At 37.1% G+C, this 18,465-nt stretch carries 18 protein-coding genes and 1 riboswitch; of the genes, 17 read left to right on the top strand and 1 reads right to left on the bottom strand.

All coding sequences use genetic code 11. From position 1 onward, the window contains the following. The 9 genes from cmk to FNLLGLLA_RS05470 all read left to right on the top strand — a co-directional run bounded on the left by cmk (window position 1) and on the right by FNLLGLLA_RS05470 (window position 7,826). Window positions 1–684: a (d)CMP kinase gene (gene cmk, locus FNLLGLLA_RS05510; RefSeq protein WP_004693214.1), complete on the top strand. Its 684-nt coding sequence runs from the start codon at window positions 1–3 to the stop codon at window positions 682–684. Beyond that, window positions 677–1,297, top strand: coding sequence for a lysophospholipid acyltransferase family protein (locus FNLLGLLA_RS05505; RefSeq protein WP_004697382.1), 621 nt, complete (start codon window positions 677–679; stop codon window positions 1,295–1,297). The genes cmk and FNLLGLLA_RS05505 overlap by 8 nt, the downstream gene beginning before the upstream one ends. Continuing rightward, entirely contained in the window at window positions 1,288–3,186 is a 1,899-nt protein-coding gene (locus FNLLGLLA_RS05500) for a bifunctional 4-hydroxy-3-methylbut-2-enyl diphosphate reductase/30S ribosomal protein S1 (RefSeq protein ID WP_156697519.1), read from the top strand. The genes FNLLGLLA_RS05505 and FNLLGLLA_RS05500 overlap by 10 nt, the downstream gene beginning before the upstream one ends. A gap of 113 nt (window positions 3,187–3,299) precedes the next feature. Then, window positions 3,300–4,634: a ribosome biogenesis GTPase Der gene (gene der / locus FNLLGLLA_RS05495; protein ID WP_156697520.1), complete on the top strand. Its 1,335-nt coding sequence runs from the start codon at window positions 3,300–3,302 to the stop codon at window positions 4,632–4,634. Continuing rightward, on the top strand, window positions 4,634–5,230 hold the full coding sequence (gene plsY, locus FNLLGLLA_RS05490) for a glycerol-3-phosphate 1-O-acyltransferase PlsY (RefSeq protein ID WP_004696947.1): 597 nt from the start codon (window positions 4,634–4,636) through the stop codon (window positions 5,228–5,230). The genes der and plsY overlap by 1 nt, the downstream gene beginning before the upstream one ends. Before the next feature lie 3 nt (window positions 5,231–5,233). Continuing rightward, window positions 5,234–6,232, top strand: coding sequence for an NAD(P)H-dependent glycerol-3-phosphate dehydrogenase (locus tag FNLLGLLA_RS05485; RefSeq protein ID WP_156697521.1), 999 nt, complete (start codon window positions 5,234–5,236; stop codon window positions 6,230–6,232). Window positions 6,233–6,299: 67 nt separating this feature from the next. After that, window positions 6,300–6,851, top strand: a complete 552-nt coding sequence (gene rsmD, locus FNLLGLLA_RS05480) for a 16S rRNA (guanine(966)-N(2))-methyltransferase RsmD (protein WP_156697522.1) — start codon at window positions 6,300–6,302, stop codon at window positions 6,849–6,851. Between the two features lie 4 nt (window positions 6,852–6,855). Further along, window positions 6,856–7,347 (top strand): pantetheine-phosphate adenylyltransferase, encoded by a 492-nt coding sequence (gene coaD / locus FNLLGLLA_RS05475; RefSeq protein ID WP_004693226.1) that lies wholly within the window; start codon window positions 6,856–6,858, stop codon window positions 7,345–7,347. A gap of 11 nt (window positions 7,348–7,358) precedes the next feature. Then, window positions 7,359–7,826: a hypothetical protein gene (locus FNLLGLLA_RS05470; protein ID WP_004693228.1), complete on the top strand. Its 468-nt coding sequence runs from the start codon at window positions 7,359–7,361 to the stop codon at window positions 7,824–7,826. 164 nt (window positions 7,827–7,990) lie between these two features. On the opposite strand, the gene FNLLGLLA_RS05465 is transcribed toward FNLLGLLA_RS05470, so the two are convergent. Then, window positions 7,991–9,706 carry an Rqc2 family fibronectin-binding protein gene (locus FNLLGLLA_RS05465; RefSeq protein ID WP_156697523.1) on the bottom strand — a complete coding sequence of 572 codons (1,716 nt, stop codon included), beginning with the start codon at window positions 9,704–9,706 and terminating at the stop codon, window positions 7,991–7,993. Between the two features lie 127 nt (window positions 9,707–9,833). Here FNLLGLLA_RS05465 and FNLLGLLA_RS05460 point away from each other — a divergent pair, with 127 nt between their 5' ends. The 8 genes from FNLLGLLA_RS05460 to priA all read left to right on the top strand — a co-directional run bounded on the left by FNLLGLLA_RS05460 (window position 9,834) and on the right by priA (window position 18,452). Beyond that, window positions 9,834–10,715 (top strand): YicC/YloC family endoribonuclease, encoded by an 882-nt coding sequence (locus FNLLGLLA_RS05460; RefSeq protein WP_156697524.1) that lies wholly within the window; start codon window positions 9,834–9,836, stop codon window positions 10,713–10,715. 14 nt (window positions 10,716–10,729) lie between these two features. Next, a complete protein-coding gene (remA, locus tag FNLLGLLA_RS05455; RefSeq protein ID WP_004695657.1) occupies window positions 10,730–10,999 on the top strand; it encodes an extracellular matrix/biofilm regulator RemA in 270 nt (89 codons plus the stop codon). Between the two features lie 8 nt (window positions 11,000–11,007). Beyond that, window positions 11,008–11,637, top strand: a complete 630-nt coding sequence (gmk, locus tag FNLLGLLA_RS05450; RefSeq protein ID WP_156697525.1) for a guanylate kinase — start codon at window positions 11,008–11,010, stop codon at window positions 11,635–11,637. Window positions 11,638–11,641: 4 nt separating this feature from the next. Next, window positions 11,642–11,857, top strand: a complete 216-nt coding sequence (gene rpoZ / locus FNLLGLLA_RS05445; protein ID WP_004695660.1) for a DNA-directed RNA polymerase subunit omega — start codon at window positions 11,642–11,644, stop codon at window positions 11,855–11,857. A gap of 52 nt (window positions 11,858–11,909) precedes the next feature. Then, window positions 11,910–13,115 carry a bifunctional phosphopantothenoylcysteine decarboxylase/phosphopantothenate--cysteine ligase CoaBC gene (gene coaBC, locus FNLLGLLA_RS05440; protein WP_156697526.1) on the top strand — a complete coding sequence of 402 codons (1,206 nt, stop codon included), beginning with the start codon at window positions 11,910–11,912 and terminating at the stop codon, window positions 13,113–13,115. Window positions 13,116–13,156: 41 nt separating this feature from the next. After that, the gene (locus FNLLGLLA_RS05435; RefSeq protein WP_156697527.1) at window positions 13,157–14,821 is read left to right on the top strand and encodes a SulP family inorganic anion transporter; all 1,665 of its coding nucleotides are present in this window, start codon (window positions 13,157–13,159) and stop codon (window positions 14,819–14,821) included. A gap of 44 nt (window positions 14,822–14,865) precedes the next feature. Continuing rightward, window positions 14,866–14,966, top strand: a riboswitch (SAM riboswitch). Window positions 14,967–15,015: 49 nt separating this feature from the next. Continuing rightward, on the top strand, window positions 15,016–16,206 hold the full coding sequence (gene metK, locus FNLLGLLA_RS05430; RefSeq protein WP_004695665.1) for a methionine adenosyltransferase: 1,191 nt from the start codon (window positions 15,016–15,018) through the stop codon (window positions 16,204–16,206). Window positions 16,207–16,268: 62 nt separating this feature from the next. Next, the gene (gene priA / locus FNLLGLLA_RS05425; RefSeq protein WP_156697528.1) at window positions 16,269–18,452 is read left to right on the top strand and encodes a replication restart helicase PriA; all 2,184 of its coding nucleotides are present in this window, start codon (window positions 16,269–16,271) and stop codon (window positions 18,450–18,452) included. The last annotated feature ends 13 nt before the right edge of the window (window positions 18,453–18,465 follow it).

Genomic DNA, 18,465 nt, shown 5'->3' with positions numbered 1-18,465 from the left:
ATGAACACTAAAAAAATTGCCATTGCTATTGATGGTCCTGCTGGGGCTGGTAAAAGTAGCATTTCTAAAGTAGTGGCCAATGAATTAGGGTATTTATATATCGATACAGGTTCCATGTATCGCGGTGTTACATGGGCAGTTCTTGATAGTCAAATTGATGTTAAGGATCAAGCTGCTGTAGAAGCTTTATTACCTTCTTTAAATTTGACTTTAGAGCCTACTGCAACAGCATGCAAGGTCTATATTAAAGGAAAAGATGTTACATCATTAATTCGCCAGCAGCAAATTAATGATAATGTATCGACTATAGCTTCTTATAAAGGGGTTCGACAATATTTGGTAGAACGCCAACAAGAGATGGCCGCCGTTGGGGGAGTTATATTAGATGGACGTGATATCGGTTCTGTCGTATTACCTAATGCAGAGCTAAAAATTTATTTAACCGCTTCTGTAGATGCGCGGGCAAAACGTAGATGGTTAGAAGTACAAGGTACATCAAACGAGCAAACACTAGACGAAATTAAAAAGAATGTTGTTAGTCGTGATGAAATGGATAAAAATCGTGAAGAGTCTCCACTTGTATGTGTTGAAGATGCAGTAGTTGTAGACTCTAGTAATATGAATTTTGATGAAACTGTGGCATATATATTGAATTTAGTACAGGAGACAATCAATCATGAATAAATTTTCTACCTGGTTATGGCGTACCGCTTTTTGGCTTCGCTATAAAGTAGGGTATGGATTGAAAGTATATGGTCGCGATAATTTTCCAATGGAAGGGCCTGTTATCGTGGTGCCTAATCATTTAAGTAATAACGATCCCCCTATCTGCGGCTATGCTTTGCCTAGACATGTACACTTTATGGCTAAACAAGAATTATTTGTGAATCCCATTTCACGTTTTTTTTGTACATGGCTTGGTGCATTTCCGTTAAATCGCGGTGCTATTGATAAAGTTGCTATTCGTCATGCCATGGGACTACTTAAAGATAATAAGGTTTTAGGCATATTTGCAGAAGGTAACCGTCAAAAAAGTGGTAAGCTTGGTAAATTTCATGATGGTGCAGCATCAATTGCTCTTAGAACAGCGGTTAGCATAGTGCCTGTTGCTATCATTGGCTCTCACAATATGGAACGTAATAAAGTGGCTTGTATTATTGGTAAACCGATTCCAGTTGAAAAAGCTAAAGCGACTCCAGAAGCGATTCAAAAAGTAAATGATAGTGTTAAAAGTGAAATCCAACGAATGATAGATTCTTATCATAACAATTGTATAGAGGAGACTTTATGGAAATAATTTTGGCTAAAAACCATGGTTTTTGCTATGGTGTAAAACGGGCTGTTGAAATGGCAAATGAAGCTGCAAATAACGATGGTAAAAGCTATACATTAGGTCCTATTATTCATAATCCTCAAGTTGTAGGTCGTCTTGAAGACAAAGGGGTAAGCCCTGTTCAAGAAGTGTCTGATATCGCTGAAGGCACAATGATTATTCGCTCTCATGGTGTAGGACCTGCTATTTACGAAGAGGCAGAAGAAAAAGGATTACATGTTGTGGATGCCACATGTCCACATGTAAAAAAAGCACAGCAAGATGCAAAGTCTGTTATAGATGAAGGTATGACTTTGGTGATTTTGGGAGAAAAAAACCATCCTGAGGTCAAAAGCATTAATTTATGGGCAAATAACGAAGGAATAATCATCGAAGATGAAGAATCCGCCCAAAAACTACAAATTGTGGAAAAAATGGGCGTTGTTGTACAAACAACCTTTTCACAATTCAAATTTAACAGTATAATAGACATATTAGAGAAAAAATCTAAGAATCTTAAGGTTTTCAAAACGATATGCAATGCAACGCAAGAACGACAGAATTCTGCCGTTGATTTAGCACGTAATGTAGATCTTATGATAGTGATAGGCGGTAAGAACAGCGGCAACACAAACCGATTGGCAGAGGTTTGTCGTGACGTTGGATGTACAACATATCACATTGAAACTTCTACTGAATTACAACTGGAATGGTTTGACCGAGTACAGACGGTAGGAGTAACAGCAGGAGCATCGACTCCCGACTGGATTATTAAGGAGGTCATTGAGACAATGAAAGATTTTGCAGAATTATTAGCAGCCGAAGGTCAAGAAGAATTTAAGAAAGGGAATGTTGTAGAAGGTACAGTAGTTCAAGTCGAAGATGAACGAGCTTATGTATCTTTTGGCTACAAAACTGAAGCCATTTTGAACAGAACTGAAATTTCTTATCCAGCACCAGAATCTGCCAAAGATGTGTTAAAAAATGGTGATGAAATTAAAGCAGTTATCATGAATCACATCAAAGAAGATAATCCTATTTATCTTTCCATGACTCGCTTGGCTAAAGATGAAGATTGGCAATATGTTATCGAAGCACAAGAAAAAGATGAAGCTATCGTATGTAAAGGTATTGATGCTATCCCAGCAGGTTTAGTAGTAACAGTTAAATCCCTTCGTGGTTTCATTCCATTGTCCCAAGGTGATGTTCATTTCGTGAAATCCTTGGACAACTTGGTTGGTACAGAATTTGAAGCTAAAGTACTTGAAATCGATGAAAAGAAAAACCGTTTGGTTCTTTCTCGTCGTGCAGTATTGGAAGTGGAACGTCAAGCTAAATTAGCTGAAGCATTGAAAAATATCAACGTTGGCGAAAACTATAAAGGTATCGTTCGTAAAATCATGCCTTATGGTGCATTCGTAGATATCGGCGGTATTGAAGGTTTACTTCACATTTCCGATATTTCTTGGCAAAAAATCAAAAAAGTGGAAGATGTTCTTTCTGTTGGCCAAGAAATCGAAGTTAAATTACAATCCTTCGACGCTGAAAGCAATAAATTATCCTTGTCCTTAAAAGCTTTATCTAAGAGCCCATGGGACGTTGCTGAAGAAACATTGCATGTTGGCGATGTTATTAACGGCAAAGTTGTTCGTTTAGTAGCTTACGGTGCATTCGTAGCTGTTAATGACGACATCCAAGGTTTACTTCACATTTCTCAAATTACAAAACAACGTAATGCGAAAGTTGAAGATTACTTGAATCGTGGTCAAGAAGTTGAAGTTAAAATCATTTCTCTTAACAAAGATGAAAAGAAATTGGGTTTGGCTTTGACTGAATTGATGGAATCAAAAGAAACTGCAGAAGACGCTGAATAATTCATTGTCTAATAAAAGGCTAGCCAAGGTTTCCTTGGTTAGCCTTTTTGCGTACTTTACTTAGAATATGATAAAATATAGTAATGTATTAGATTAGATAATGAGGTGAAACTATGGCAAAACCATTAGTGGCTGTTGTAGGCCGTCCAAATGTAGGTAAATCTACACTTTTTAATGCCATTGTTAATAAACGTATCTCTATCGTTGAAGATATTCCGGGGGTAACAAGGGACCGTATTTACTTCGATGCAGAGTGGTTAAATCGTGAGTTTACAATGATCGATACTGGTGGTATCGAGTTCATTACTGAAAATAGTCATGTTATTCCTAAGATGATGCGATTACAAGCTGAATTAGCTATTGAAGAAGCGGATGTAATTTTATTTGTCGTCGATGGTAAACAAGGTATTGTACCTGCTGATGAAGAAGTTGCAAATATTCTTAGAGCTAGTGGAAAACCTGTTGTACTCGTAGTTAATAAGATTGATAGTGTAAATCAAGAGCCGAATATTTATGAATTCTACAATCTTGGTTTGGGGGACCCCATTGGCATTTCCGCTAAAAATCTTATGAATTTAGGTGATTTGCTGGATGATACTGTTAAACATTTTCCACCAGTTGGCACTAATGTAGATGATGAAGATACTATTCATGTTGCCGTTATTGGTCGTCCAAATGTAGGTAAATCTTCTTTGACTAATGCATTATTAGGACAAGATCGTGTAATAGTATCTGATGTAGCAGGTACTACTCGAGACTCCATTGATACGTATTGGACTCATGGGGGCCAAAAATTTGTACTTATTGATACGGCGGGAATGCGTCGTAAGTCTAAAATCGAAGAAGCCGTTGAACGATATAGTATTGTCCGCTCTTTGCGATCAGTAGATCGTGCTGATATTGTAGTTCTTGTACTAGATGCTCAAGATGGTGTTACAGAACAAGATAAAAAAATTGCAGGTTATGCTTACGAAGCGGGTAAAGGTGTAGTCATTGTTGTGAATAAATGGGATCTTGTTGAAAAAGATGACAAAACAACATTGCGATTTACTGAAGATATTTATGATGAATTAGGTTTTTTACAGTTTGCACCTATCCTGTTTGCTTCTGCTTTAACTAAGCAACGTATTCACCGTTTAGCTGATATGTTGAAGTTTGTATCTGAACAACAATACCGCCGTGTATCTACTGGGACGTTAAATCAATTATTACAAGATGCACAAACCGTAAATCCTGTACCATCTCGCAATGGTAGAATTCCAAAAATCTATTATATGACGCAAGCTAGTGTTAAGCCGCCTACATTTATTTTATTTGTAAATGAACCAGAGCTAATTCACTTCTCTTATATGCGTTTCTTAGAGAATCGATTGCGTGAGTCCTTTGGTTTTGAAGGAACTCCGATTCGTTTAGTATTACGTGGCAAGAAACGGGATGATGAAGACTAATGGATATTATGATTATTGTATATGCTGTATTATCATATCTTATCGGATCAATTCCTAGTGGATTAATTATAGGTAAGCTTTTCTTTAATACAGACGTACGACAATATGGCTCTAAAAATATTGGCGCTACTAATACATATCGAGTTATCGGACTTAAAGCAGCCTTACCTGTATTTCTATGTGATGCTTTAAAAGGGGCCGCAGGAGTAGTGCTACTCTCACCCTATGGGCCTATGTTTATGATCTTAGGTGGTATTCTTGGGATGATGGGGCACAACTGGTCTGTTTTTCTGGGCTTTAAAGGTGGTCGTGGCGTTGCTACGGGTTTAGGTGTACTTATTGCTCTTTCACCAATAGTAGCATTGATTTGCTTTTTGGTATGGGGTGTTATCGTATATTTCACTAAACTTGTATCTTTAGGCTCTATCATTGCCGCTGCATTAGTACCAGTACTGATGTATTTCACTGGAGAATCCTTCTGGTTTGTTGGCTTTGGCGGATTAGCAGCTTTGTTTGTCATTGTACGTCACTGGGATAATATTAAGCGTCTACTTGCTGGAAACGAGTTAAAAGTAGAGCGCATTAAAAAGGATTAAAGAATGAATGTTGTTGTTATCGGCTCTGGTAGTTGGGGGACGGCCCTTGCTATTAAATCCGTTTTAGCTGGAAATACTACAACTATATATTGTCGTCGTCCAGAATTTGCAGATAAACTTGCAAAAGACTTAGAGAATAAAGACTATTTACCAGGTGTAAAACTTCCAGAAGAATTACAATATAGTTCTGATTTAGAGGCATGTATTAGTAATGCCGAAGTGGTATTAATGGTTACTCCTTCTGTACATGTACGTACCAGTTTAGAGGCTATTAAACCGTATGCTCATAAAAATCAAGCCTATATTCTATGTTCAAAAGGTGTAGAACGAACCAGTGGCAAACTTTTGACGACTGTGATGAAAGAGGTTCTTGCTACCATAGGGTGTCATTTAGCGGTTTTGTCTGGACCTAATCATGCAGAAGAGGTTGGTCGCAACTTACCTGCTGCATCTGTGCTGAGTACTGAAAGCCTAGAGGTAGCTACAACATTGCAAAAGGCATTATGTAGTCAAAATTTTAGAATTTATGCAAATACTGATATGATTGGTGTTGAACTAGCAGGAGCCACGAAAAACATCATTGCCCTTGCAGCTGGTATTGCAGATGGTTTAGCTTTAGGGGATAATTGTAAGGCTTTACTATTAACACGTGGCCTTCATGAGATGACTCGCTTTGGGGTGGCCTTAGGGGCCCAAAAAGAAACCTATGCTGGTCTTGCTGGTATGGGGGATTTGATTGCTACTTGTATGAGCCCACATGGTCGTAACCGTGCGGCTGGTCAAAAACTAGCCGAGGGTAAGACGATGGATTTTATTGTTAATCATACTAATATGGTTGTAGAAGGATTTTTCGCAACAGAAATTATTTATAAAATGGCTTGTAAACATCAAATTGAAATGCCTATAACGAAGGCTTTATATGAGGTTTTATACGAAAAAAAATCTCCATCCATAGCATTAGCTGAGTTGATGGGGCGTGATATTAAAATTGAAGTATCATAAATAAAAGATACTTTTAATTTGGTTATTTATATACTATAATTAATGAGTATAATCTTGTGAGGGTTGTATGCGAATTATTGGCGGAACTGCTAAGGGACATGCTATAAAAGCACCTAAAGGATTAGATACTAGGCCTACACTTGATCGTGTTCGTGAAAGTGTATTTAATGTATTAGCAAATAGAGGTATATTTGGTTCTGATATACTAGATATATTTTCTGGCACTGGTGCAGTAGCAATTGAAGCCTTAAGTCGTGGTGCAGCACATGCAGTAGCAGTGGACTTTAAAACGGGAAAACTAATTTTAGAGAATGCTAAACATTGTCGTGTGGATGATCGGTTAGAAATTATTCCGAGGAAACTTTCACAATTAAAAAATTATATAGTAGGGCGACAGTTCGATTATATATTTTCTGACCCGCCATATGAAAATGGATTTATACAAGATACCATAGATTTGGTTGTAAACTATGATTTGTTAAAACCTGAAGGTGTTTTATTATTAGAACATCATAAGGATGAGATTTTTACCTTACCAGAATCATGGGAATGTATAAAAGAACAGAAATTTGGTTATACGGTAGTTTCCTATTTTGTAAAGACAGCCGAAAGGAGCTAAACCTGTGCGTATAGGTGTATGTCCGGGTAGTTTTGACCCAGTTACTAATGGACATGTTGATATTTTTGAACGGGGCAGCCGATTGGTTGATAAATTAATCATTGCTGTCAGCTCAAATCCGAATAAAAATTCCTTATTTTCTATGGAAGAACGGGTTGAGATGATTCGAAATTCTGTCAAACATATTCCTAATGTTGAAATTGATTGTACAGGTGGCTTGCTCAATGAGTATGTTAAATCCAAGAATGCTACTATTATTATTCGAGGATTACGTGCATTGAGCGACTTTGAATATGAATTTCAGCGCGCATTATTTGCAAAATATTTGGATGATGACATTGAAACAGTATTTATTATGACAAATAACAAATACTCTTTTGTCAGCTCCACGGGTATTCGTGAACTAGCTAAATTTGGTGGTAAGCTAGATGGTCTTGTTCCGGATGATGTTAAGGAAAAACTTGAAGAACGCTTTAATACGGTCCATAATAAATAGGGGTGAATTGTATGAAAACAGAAAAATTATTAGAAGATTTAGAGGTTCTTATTGAATCTAGCAGCCGTATTCCTATGACTACAAAACGTATGGTTGAGGAAGACGAAATTATGCGTATTATTGATTCTATTCAGGAATCCTTACCTTTGGAACTTGAAGAATCTCGTCGTATTGTAGCAGATAAAGATAAAGTGTTAGCTGATGCTCAACGTCAGGCTGAAACTTTGATCGATCAAGCTAAAGACTACATTGCTAAATTGACAGCTGAAAGTGAACTTGTAAAACAAGCTCAAGAACAAGCTAATCAAATTATTAATGCAGCAAATCAATCCTCTGATGAGCTGAAAGCTAGCTCTATTCAATATGCTGGTGATGTTCTTAAATATGTTGAAAACAACTTGGAGAAAACATTGGAAAGCTTGCGTCAAAATCGTGAAAGTTTGAAACAAACTGAACAACGTACAGAAGAAAACCAATAGTTTAAACAAAGGCTAGATATCATATTATATCTAGCCTCTTTTTATATGTTAAATTCCATAGAAAACTTAAGATAAGTAATATCAAATTTCAGATCAATATGTAAAAAATAATGTGAGCAAAATAATAAGCCAAAAATAAAAGCGAAGGGATACCTTCGCTTTTATCATTCTCTATAGTTTTCTGGTTTTTTAGGCTCCACAATCATAGTTTGATGGGTATTAAAAATAACAAATCCCAAAGGAGATCCAGGTGGCTTTTTGATATTTTTAATGTATGTATAATCTACCGGGACCTTACTAGTATCACGAGCTTTACTAAAGTAGGCTGCATATTGTGCTACTTTAGATAAAATCATATCGTCTGGCTCAATATTGAGTCTCAAAATAAGGTGGGAACCTTGGATATCTTGTGTATGGAACCAAATGTCAGTTGGCTTTGCAAATCGGTGTGTTAAATATTCGTTTTGCTGATTGTTACGACCGATGAATATTTCACCTTCATCAATTGTTAAGTGAATGTAGTTAGATTTACCTAGTTTGTAAGATAATGGTTTTTTTGATTTTTTTATAATGCCTGCATCCATACATTCTTTGCGTATTTCTTCTAAACTTTCACGAGTGGTGGCTAAAGAGATACTGTACAGAATGGATTGTAAGTATGCTAGTTTTGTGGTGCTAGCATTGAGTTGGTACTCGCCGCTAACCATACGATTTTTTAATTTTGTATAAAGCTTATAATACCATTGTGCATTTTCCACAATCGTTAAGTTTGGCTTTAAAGGAATCGTTAAGATTTCGTTTTCTTCGGAAAGAAGATTTTGCAATTCAATAGAAGGCTCATATTGCACTTGAAGGTGTGCATTTATCATTAGAAGATCACCATATAATTTATAGGTTTCCATTTTCTTAGTATCTTCTAATTCATCTTTAATCTTTTGATGGCGACCTTCTTCCTTTTTGATGGCTGTTGTTAAGATTTTTTCTAACTCTTTATCAGCTGTATGAATTGCTTTTGTATTATGAATGGATTCCTCTAAAGCTTCAGAAATAGTGTTGTATTCTTTTAATACCTTATAGTTGTGTAATAAAATGCTTGCGTGAGCCTTTTTATTGTTATCGTTAACTAAAGTAAACAAACCGTTGCTATTTTCGAGTTTTACCTTGAGGTCGTTCAAGGCTTTAGAAAGCGTATCTAGTTGAAAAGTATCTAAATCGGTTATAATTTCTTCACCACTTAGATTGGAAATATATAAAACTTCATCCAATAAAGGTTTGCCAAAGCCGTTAAAGATAGCTCGAATAGATTGTTGCACGGAGCCATTACCAAAAGAGGTGAGTAGATTTTTGATTTCATTACAATCAAAGTCCATCAAGCTTACACGATTAGCATTTGGTGGTAAATTATACTGTAGCTTTGGACTAATAGATCGTTCACGGTTCATGAGTGGAGATACGTGAATTAAAGATTCTAAAATAATACCGTTTTGTACAAAAATACAGTTGGAATATTTGCCCATTAATTCAACATATATATATGTACTCGTAATGGAACCGTCCATTTCAAGTTTATCCGTTTGGATGCACATGATTCGGTCGCCATTGATTTGTTCCACCTTTACAATGCGGCTACCTTCAATATGCTTTCGTAAGAACATACAAAGTGAGCTTGGTTCTTTTGGCAAATCTTGCAGTGGTTGACTAAGATATATTGCTGGTGTAGCACCTACGGTAATGATTAAGTTTTGGTCTTCGTTGAGTGCTCGAATTTTAAATAATAATGTAGTTTTGTCTATTTGATATAGTTTTTGTATTTGCCCTGTTTGTAATCGCTCGTTTATTTCTTTAGCGAGTACAGACATGGTAAGTCCGTCTAAATTCATAGTACTCCTTTCAAATATATTTAGAAGTATAGTTTAGTATACCATAGTGTACATATAATTCTTAGTATTTAAACACGGATTATGTAATTCGTGGTACAATAATAAAAACTACTAAGGAGGATGACTTATGAAAAGCATGACCGGTTTTGGTTCTGGCACAGCAACCAAAGATGGCATTACCTGTACTGTAGAAATTAAGTCCGTAAATGCACGCTTCTTGGATCTATTTATTCGTAGTCCAAAACAAATGAATCCTTTTGAAAGTATTATTCGTGGAATGATACAAGATCGCATTACTCGTGGTAAGGTTGAGGTATCAGTTTCTATTCTAGATGCAGGAGAGCGACCTAAAACTTTCACTATTAATAGTGTATTGAGAAAGCAGATACAAGAGTTATTGGTACAAGAGGAGTTCTATGATAACCCCAAAAAGGTACCTTTACAAGCTGTAAATTCGATTTCTAACGAATGGATTCAACAACAAGATACACCAATTGCTGAAGAGGTACTTTCAGATATTGTAAAAGAAGCAACTACTCAAGCATTAGATGCTTTAATAGCAATGCGAACTGCGGAAGGTCAACATATCAATCAGGATCTATTAGATCGTATCGATACACTTGAAAAGATTATTACTAAAATTGACACTAATAAATCTGGTGCTGTAGAAGCATATCGCGAACACATAAAAACTAAAATTAAGGAATATTTAGTTTCTTTAGAAGCGAGTATTAGTGAGGATCGTTTTATACAAGAGATTGCTCTATTGGCTGATAAGACGGATATTACGGAAGAGATTGTCCGATTTACCTCTCATGTGGTACAATTAAAAAATACACTTGCAGATACAAACTCAATCGGTCGTAAGGTCGATTTTATTTTGCAAGAAATGAATCGTGAAGTAAATACAATCGGCTCCAAAGCAATGGATTCGATTATTACTGAGCTTGTGGTTCAACTTAAATGTGAGTTAGAGAAAATTAGAGAACAAGTACAGAATGTAGAGTAATAGGAGGTCTATGAATGAGTATTCAATTACTGAATATAGGCTTTGGTAATATGGTATCTGCTAACCGTGTTATGGCTATTATTAGTCCTGAATCCGCCCCTATAAAGCGGATGGTTCAAGATGCTAGAGACAAGGGATTGCTCATTGATGCCACATATGGTCGTAAGACACGTGCTGTATTAGTTATGGACAGTGGTCAAATTGTATTATCTGCAATTCAACCTGAAACCGTAGCACATCGACTTGTGCAACATGATGTGGATGTAGATACAGTGGAATCATAGGAGTGCATATGTCAGACAGAGGATTATTAATCGTTATATCCGGGCCATCTGGCGCAGGTAAGGGTACGATTTGTGCGAATATTCGTAAAGAAATGCCTAATTTAGTTTATTCCGTTTCTATGACAACCCGTGCTCCACGTGTGGGTGAAAAGGAAGGAATTAACTATTTCTTCCGCTCTAAAGATGAATTTGAGTCTTTACTTAGTGAAGACGCATTCTTAGAATATGCTAAGGTATATGATAATTACTATGGTACTCCAAAACAGCATGTAATGGATTTATTAGATGATGGGAAAAGTGTACTATTAGAAATCGATATTCAAGGCGCTATGCAGGTTAAGGAACGTTTTAGTGATGCTGTATTTATTTACATTGTACCGCCGTCACTATCTGAGTTATCTGAACGTTTACATAATCGTGGCACAGATGCTAAAGAAGTCATTGATAAACGATTGTCATTGGCTTGTTCAGAATTGGCCTTAGCTCATCGCTATGACTATATCGTCGTAAATGATGATTTAGCAGAGGCTTCTGAAAAGGTTGCTTCTATCTTGCGAGCTGAATCTTGTAAGATTAGTCGTAATAAAGAGCAAATTCAATATATTTATAAACAATATCAAGAGTCTAAGGAGAAGTGATAGTATGATGGTAAAACCTCCATTAAAAAAATTGGAAAGCCAAGTAGATAGCAAATATACATTGGTGACTTTAGCGGCTAAACGCGCTCGCGAATTAACAGATGGCGAACCTTGCTTAGCAGAATCTACACATGCGACTGACAAGCCTGTATCTTTGGCATTTTATGAAATTGCTGAAGGTGAAGTGACATATAAACGCACTAAAGAAGGCATTAAATAAAAAATCAATTCCTTGTATCATTGATACAAGGAATTTTTAAAAGGAGAAGAACATGCGCGGAAAACATATCATTGTCGCAGTATCTGCAGGTATTGCAGCGTATAAGGCAATTGAAGTGGTAAGCAGACTTCATAAAAAAGGGGCTGAAGTAAAGGTTGTAATGACACAAAATGCAACGCATATTGCGTCACCTTTAACATTTGGTGAAATTAGTGGACATCCTGTAGCTTTAGACATGTTTGAACAAGTTCATCAGTGGGATGTAGAACATATTGCACTGGCCACTTGGGCAGATGCATATGTAGTTGTGCCTGCAACAGCAAATGTGATCGGAAAAATTTATGCAGGCATTGCTGATGATATGTTAACTACAACAATTATGGCCACCACAGCACCTAAGTACCTTTGTCCTGCTATGAATACAGAAATGTATAATAATCCTATTACACAACGTAATTTGGAAGGATTGCGTTCCTTGGGCTATCATATTATGGAACCCGCAGAAGGTTGGCTTGCTTGTGGCATTACTGGTGTAGGGCGTTTACCAGAACCAGAAGCAATTGTGGAGTGGCTAGAATCTAAAATGTGTAGCACCAATGAGCTTGAAGGTACTACTATACTTGTTACAGCTGGCGGAACACAGGAGAGTATTGATCCAGTTCGATATATTGGAAATCGTTCTAGCGGTAAGATGGGATATGCCATTGCAGAACAGGCTGCACGCATGGGGGCTAAGGTGATTTTAGTAAGTGCTCCCACATCTTTACCTGTACCAAGTGGCGTAGACTTTGTTTCTGTAGATTCTGCAGTGTCTATGCAGGAGGCTGTTGAAGCTCGTTTTAATGATGTTAATGTAGTTATTATGGCTGCCGCTGTTTCTGACTTTAGAGTCCTTCATAAAGCAGAGCAAAAAATAAAAAAAATGGAGTCTATGACCATAGAACTTGTAAAAAATCCAGATATTCTACAAGGGTTGGGCTCTAAAAAAAGTCATCAAATTCTTGTTGGTTTTGCGGCAGAAACAGAACATGTAATCAAGTATGGTCAGGATAAAGTGGCTAAAAAAAATCTAGATATGCTTGTAGCCAATGATGTAAGCAAATCGAATGCAGGTTTTAATGTAGATACGAATGAAGGCTATTTTTTATATCCTGATAAAGAGCCTAAAGAAATGCCTAATATGAAAAAATCTGACCTTGCTCGACATATCCTTAGAGAAGTTATTGATTTAGTAGCAAACAGAGCTGACATAAATTAATTCTTGTGTGTGTTGTTTTAAAAAGGGTGTGTTTTTCTTACATGTTTGCTATACAAAAAGCATATTTAGACGGCTCATTAGGAAAAGGAAAATGGAGTAATAATATTATCGCCGGATTGGTCGTAGGGGTTGTGGCTCTGCCTTTAGCAATGGCCTTTGCTATTGCTAGTGGAGTTACACCGCAGGCGGGCATTTATACGGCAATCATTGCAGGTATATTTGTATCCTTGTTTGGTGGCTCCCCTGTTCAGATTGCGGGCCCTACAGGGGCATTTATCGTTCTATTGAGCAGTATCGTTGTCAATTATGGCTTTGAAGGCTTACAAATTGCGACCATGATGGCAGGGATTATTCTGGTTTTAATGAGTGTTGCAAAGTTAGGAACGGTGATTCGGTTTATTCCAACACCTGTTATTATGGGTTTTACTGCAGGTATTGGCGTTACGATTTGGGTAGGTCAATGGCCATATTTCTTTGGATTTCCACCGTTGCCTTATATGGCTCATTTCCATGAAAAATTATGGGCTATGATTCAGTCCTTACCATACTCTGACTTACCTACATTGGGGATTGCGATCTTAAGCTTAAGTCTACTGTTAGTTTTACCTAGAATCCCATATATTAATAAAGTTCCAGCTCCCATTGTAGCTATGATTGTTGCTACGGTTATTCAAGCCATCTACCAATTTCCTACGGTTTTAACCATTGGTAGTGCATTTGGTGGCATACCTCAAGGTTTGCCAGAATTTTCTGTACCAAAATTGAGTTTTGATAAAATCTTATCCTTAATCGGGCCGGCTTTTACAATTGCCATGCTAGGCGCTATTGAATCCTTATTGTCTGCAGTTGTTGCTGATGGTATGAGTGGAACCAAGCATGAATCTAATACTGAATTATTTGGACAAGGATTAGCTAATATATTTGCGCCATTGTTTGGTGGAATTGCATCAACCGGTGCTATTGCGCGAACTGCCACAAATATTCGTCAAGGTGGTAATTCTCCGGTGGCAGGTATTGTTCATGCCATTACATTAGGTGCCATTCTTTTATTTTTAGCCCCATATGCAGTGTATATTCCGTTGGCATCTATGGCAGCCATATTATTTGTAGTAGCCTACAATATGAGTGATGTACCACGTTTTATACGAATGCTTGTTCTCGCACCTCGTCCAGATCAAATAATATTATTGCTTACCTTTTTTCTGACTATTTTTACGGATTTAGTAGTAGCTGTAAATGTAGGTGTAGTACTTGCAGTGTTGCAGTTTATGCGTAAAATGGTTAATACAATTGATGTGCATGAAGCAAGTAGTGCCGAATTATCAGCTCAGATTAGGCATGAGATTACAATCCATCCAGAAATAATGGTATACACTGTAGATGGCCCATTATTCTTTGGCGCTATAAGTGCATTTGATAGAGCGTTAAACTCTATACATAAAGATCCTAAATATTTAATCATTCGTTTTGTAAAAGTACCATTTGTAGATTTAACGGGTTTACGTATTTTACGAGGTATTATTGAAGAACTTCAAAAAAGAGGCATAGAAGTTTTGCTTAGTGATGTGAGTTACGATATACGTAGAGAGATGTATAAATCTGATTTCTTGGATATTCTGGGCTGTCATCATATGTATCGTCAGTTTGAAAGTGCCCTTCATAAGGCCGAACATGATTTAGCTTTAAAAGAGGCAAGAGAGGTATAATAATGACTTGCTTTCTCACTGTAAATACACTATAATATTTTTGTAACTCATCAAGAGTAGTGGAGGGATAGGCCCTGTGAAGCTACAGCAACCATTCCAAGCGGAAAAGGTGCTAATTCCTATGACAAATGTCGTTAGATGGGAGGGTCTCTCATGAGTGCATGAGAGACTTTTTTTCGTATTAGGAGGATAAAATGGCTGAAAAACATATGTTTTTTACTTCTGAATCTGTTACTGAAGGCCATCCAGATAAAATAGCTGACCAAATTTCTGATGCTGTTTTGGATGCGATTATTGAAAAGGATCCAACTGCTCGTGTGGCTTGTGAAACTTTAGTTACTACTGGTTTAGTTCATGTAGTAGGTGAAATTTCTACTCATACATATGTTGATATTCCTCGCATCGTACGTGATACAATTCGTGAAATTGGTTATACTCGTGCAAAATTTGGTTTTGATTGTGATACTTGTGGTGTACTTGTATCCATCGATGAACAATCTGCGGATATCGCCATGGGCGTTGATGAAGCACTTGAATCAAAAGATGGCAATGGTGAAGTGCTTGATAAAATCGGTGCTGGTGACCAAGGTATGATGTTTGGCTATGCATCTAATGAAACACCTGAACTCATGCCTTTGCCAATTTCCTTGGCACATCGTTTATCTCGTCGACTTACAGAAGTTCGTAAGGATGGGACTTTAACTTACTTACGTCCAGACGGTAAAACTCAAGTTACTGTAGAATATGTTGATGGTAAACCTAAGCGCATTGATACAATTGTTATTTCTACGCAACATAGCCCTGAAGTGACCCAAGAACAAATTAAAGCCGATTTGAAGCGTTATGTAATTGACGCAGCGTTGCCTGCTGAATTCGTTGATGAAAATACTAAATACTTCATCAATCCAACTGGTCGTTTCGTAATTGGAGGCCCTCATGGTGATGCTGGTTTAACTGGCCGTAAAATTATTGTAGATACATACGGTGGTATGGCCCGTCATGGTGGCGGTGCATTCTCCGGTAAGGATCCATCTAAAGTGGACCGTTCTGCAGCATACGCAGCGCGTTATGTAGCTAAAAATGTTGTAGCAGCAGGTCTTGCTGATAAATGTGAAGTGCAAGTTGCTTATGCAATTGGGGTTGCTCATCCTGTATCTATTTTAGTTGATACTTTTGGTACAGGTCGCATAGAGGAAACAAAAATTCAAGAGCTTGTTAAAAAACATTTCGACCTTCGTCCAGCAGGAATCATTGAAATGCTTGATTTGTTAAAGCCTCATTATCGCAAAACTGCAGCGTATGGTCACTTTGGTAGAACTGATGTGGATTTACCTTGGGAACGTACAGATAAAGCACAAATTCTAAAAGAAGAAGCTGGCTTATAATACAAAAGGTCTTGGTAGAATTTCTACTGAGACCTTTTATAATAAACGAAAGGAAATAATGTATGCGCGTAGCACAAGTTATAATTAACAGACCAGCCAAACAACTTCATAAACCTTTGAGCTATTTAATGCCTGAAAAGTTTGGTAATGTTTTGCCTGGTACGCGCGTACTCATTCCTTTAGGACATAGTCGTGAAGAAGGCATTCTTATTGGTTACGACGAGTTAGTTGAGCCACCAGAGTTCACTTTACGAAATATTGTGCAAGTATTAGATAGTGAACCTTGGTTTACACCGGAAATGATGGATACGGCCCGTCGTCTAAATGAGTATTATTTATTCTCTTATGGCGATGCATTGCGATTGTTTACAGTGAATAAGACATTAAAATCTTACGAGGCACCAAAGGAAGAATGGTTAGTAGTTATGCCAGAATTTTCGGTGGCACAATTTAGTGAACGGAAAAAGAAACAACGAGAATTAGCAAAATACTTACTTGAAGTGGGCGGAGCATCTAAGGCATTACTGCTAGCTAAAGGCTATTCTCGTATGGTCATTAAACAAGTGAGTGAAGCTAAAGGTATTGTCGTTGAAGCTCGTTTTAAAGCCACAAAAACAACATTTGATGAGCTTTTAACAGAAGAAGTTAATATTCCTCTTACTGAAGCTCAACAAGCTGTATATGGACCAATACAAGCTGCAATGAATAGCCATGAACATAAAACCTTTTTACTTCATGGTGTCACTGGTAGTGGTAAGACTCAATTATATTTACGTGCTACAGCAAAATGTATTAGTCAGGATAAGACGGCTATTATTTTAGTACCTGAAATTATATTGACTGATCAAATTGTGAGACGATTTGTAGAAACTTTTGGTGACGAAGTCGTAGTATTTCATAGTAAATTGACGGTACAACAACGGAACAATAATTGGGAGCGTTTGCGCCGTAAGGATAGTCACATTATTATTGGCGCTCGTTCTGCCGTATTTGCGCCAGCTGAGGATATCGGGCTTATTGTGGTCGATGAAGAACATGATCCATCTTATAAACAAGAGGATATGGTTCGATATCATGCACGTAACGTGGCATTGTGGCGTGCTGAGGCACATGGTTGTCCCGTTATTTTAGGCTCTGCTACACCATCTGTTACTTCGTACTATAAAGCTAAGCAAGGGGAGTATCATTTACTAGAGTTGACAAATCGCATTTTTGAGCAACCTATGCCGAAGGTTACTATAGTAGATATGAAGGAAGAAATTCTTCATGGAAATTACTCCGTTTTTTCTGATGCCATGAGTCGCTTAATTCAACATACATTGGATGAGCATAATCAAATGATTATTCTGTTAAATAGACGCGGTTATAGTACTTTTGTTATGTGCCGGGATTGTGGGGAAACTATTATGTGTCCTCATTGTGATGTAGCTATGGTTTATCACCAAGCTGGTGAAGAATTGCGTTGTCATTATTGTGAACATCATGAACCAATTCCAACTGTTTGTCCCAAATGTAATAGTAAGAGGATTAAGTTTTTTGGTTCAGGCACACAAAAGGTAGAGGAAGAGTTACGTCGTCACTTTAAATCGGCCCGCATTGCTCGTCTTGATCAAGATGTGACAAAAAATAAGCAATTAGCAGAAGATATTTTACATGACTTTGGGGCTCATAAATATGATATTTTGTTGGGAACACAAATGGTATCTAAAGGTCATGACTTTAAAGATGTAACAGCTGTTGGTATTTTAACAGCCGATTCAGTTTTGAATATTCCTGTTTATACAGCTTCAGAACGAACTTTTGATTTACTTACTCAAACCTCTGGACGTGCCGGTAGGGGTGAAAAACCGGGTAGCGTTGTAATACAAACATATAATCCTTTAAATTATGCTATAATAAAGAGTAAGGCTCATGATTATATAGGCTTTTACAATGAAGAAATTAAAAATCGTAAAGCTTTAGGATATCCTCCATTTCGCGAAATGATTCATATGGTAGTGCGTCATCAAGATATGAAAACATTAGAGTCTATAGCAAATCGTATTGTCGATGACTTGGAGTCTTATAAAGGAAATCAGGATATTTTGATTAATGGTCCTTATGAAGCGCCTATAAAAAAAGTGCGCGATATGTATCGTTTAGCTATTATGATTCGCGGTACAGATTTAACAAATTTGAAAGAATATATATATAACTCATGGATTTTCACGCAAGAAGGACTGCTGATTGACGTGGATCCCGTGTAGTGTAGGAGTATCA

Source organism: Veillonella parvula (assembly GCF_902810435.1).
Classification (GTDB): Bacteria; Bacillota; Negativicutes; order Veillonellales; family Veillonellaceae; genus Veillonella.
The sequence above is the reverse complement of the archived record's forward strand: the minus strand, read 5'-3'. Positions and strand labels throughout refer to the sequence as shown.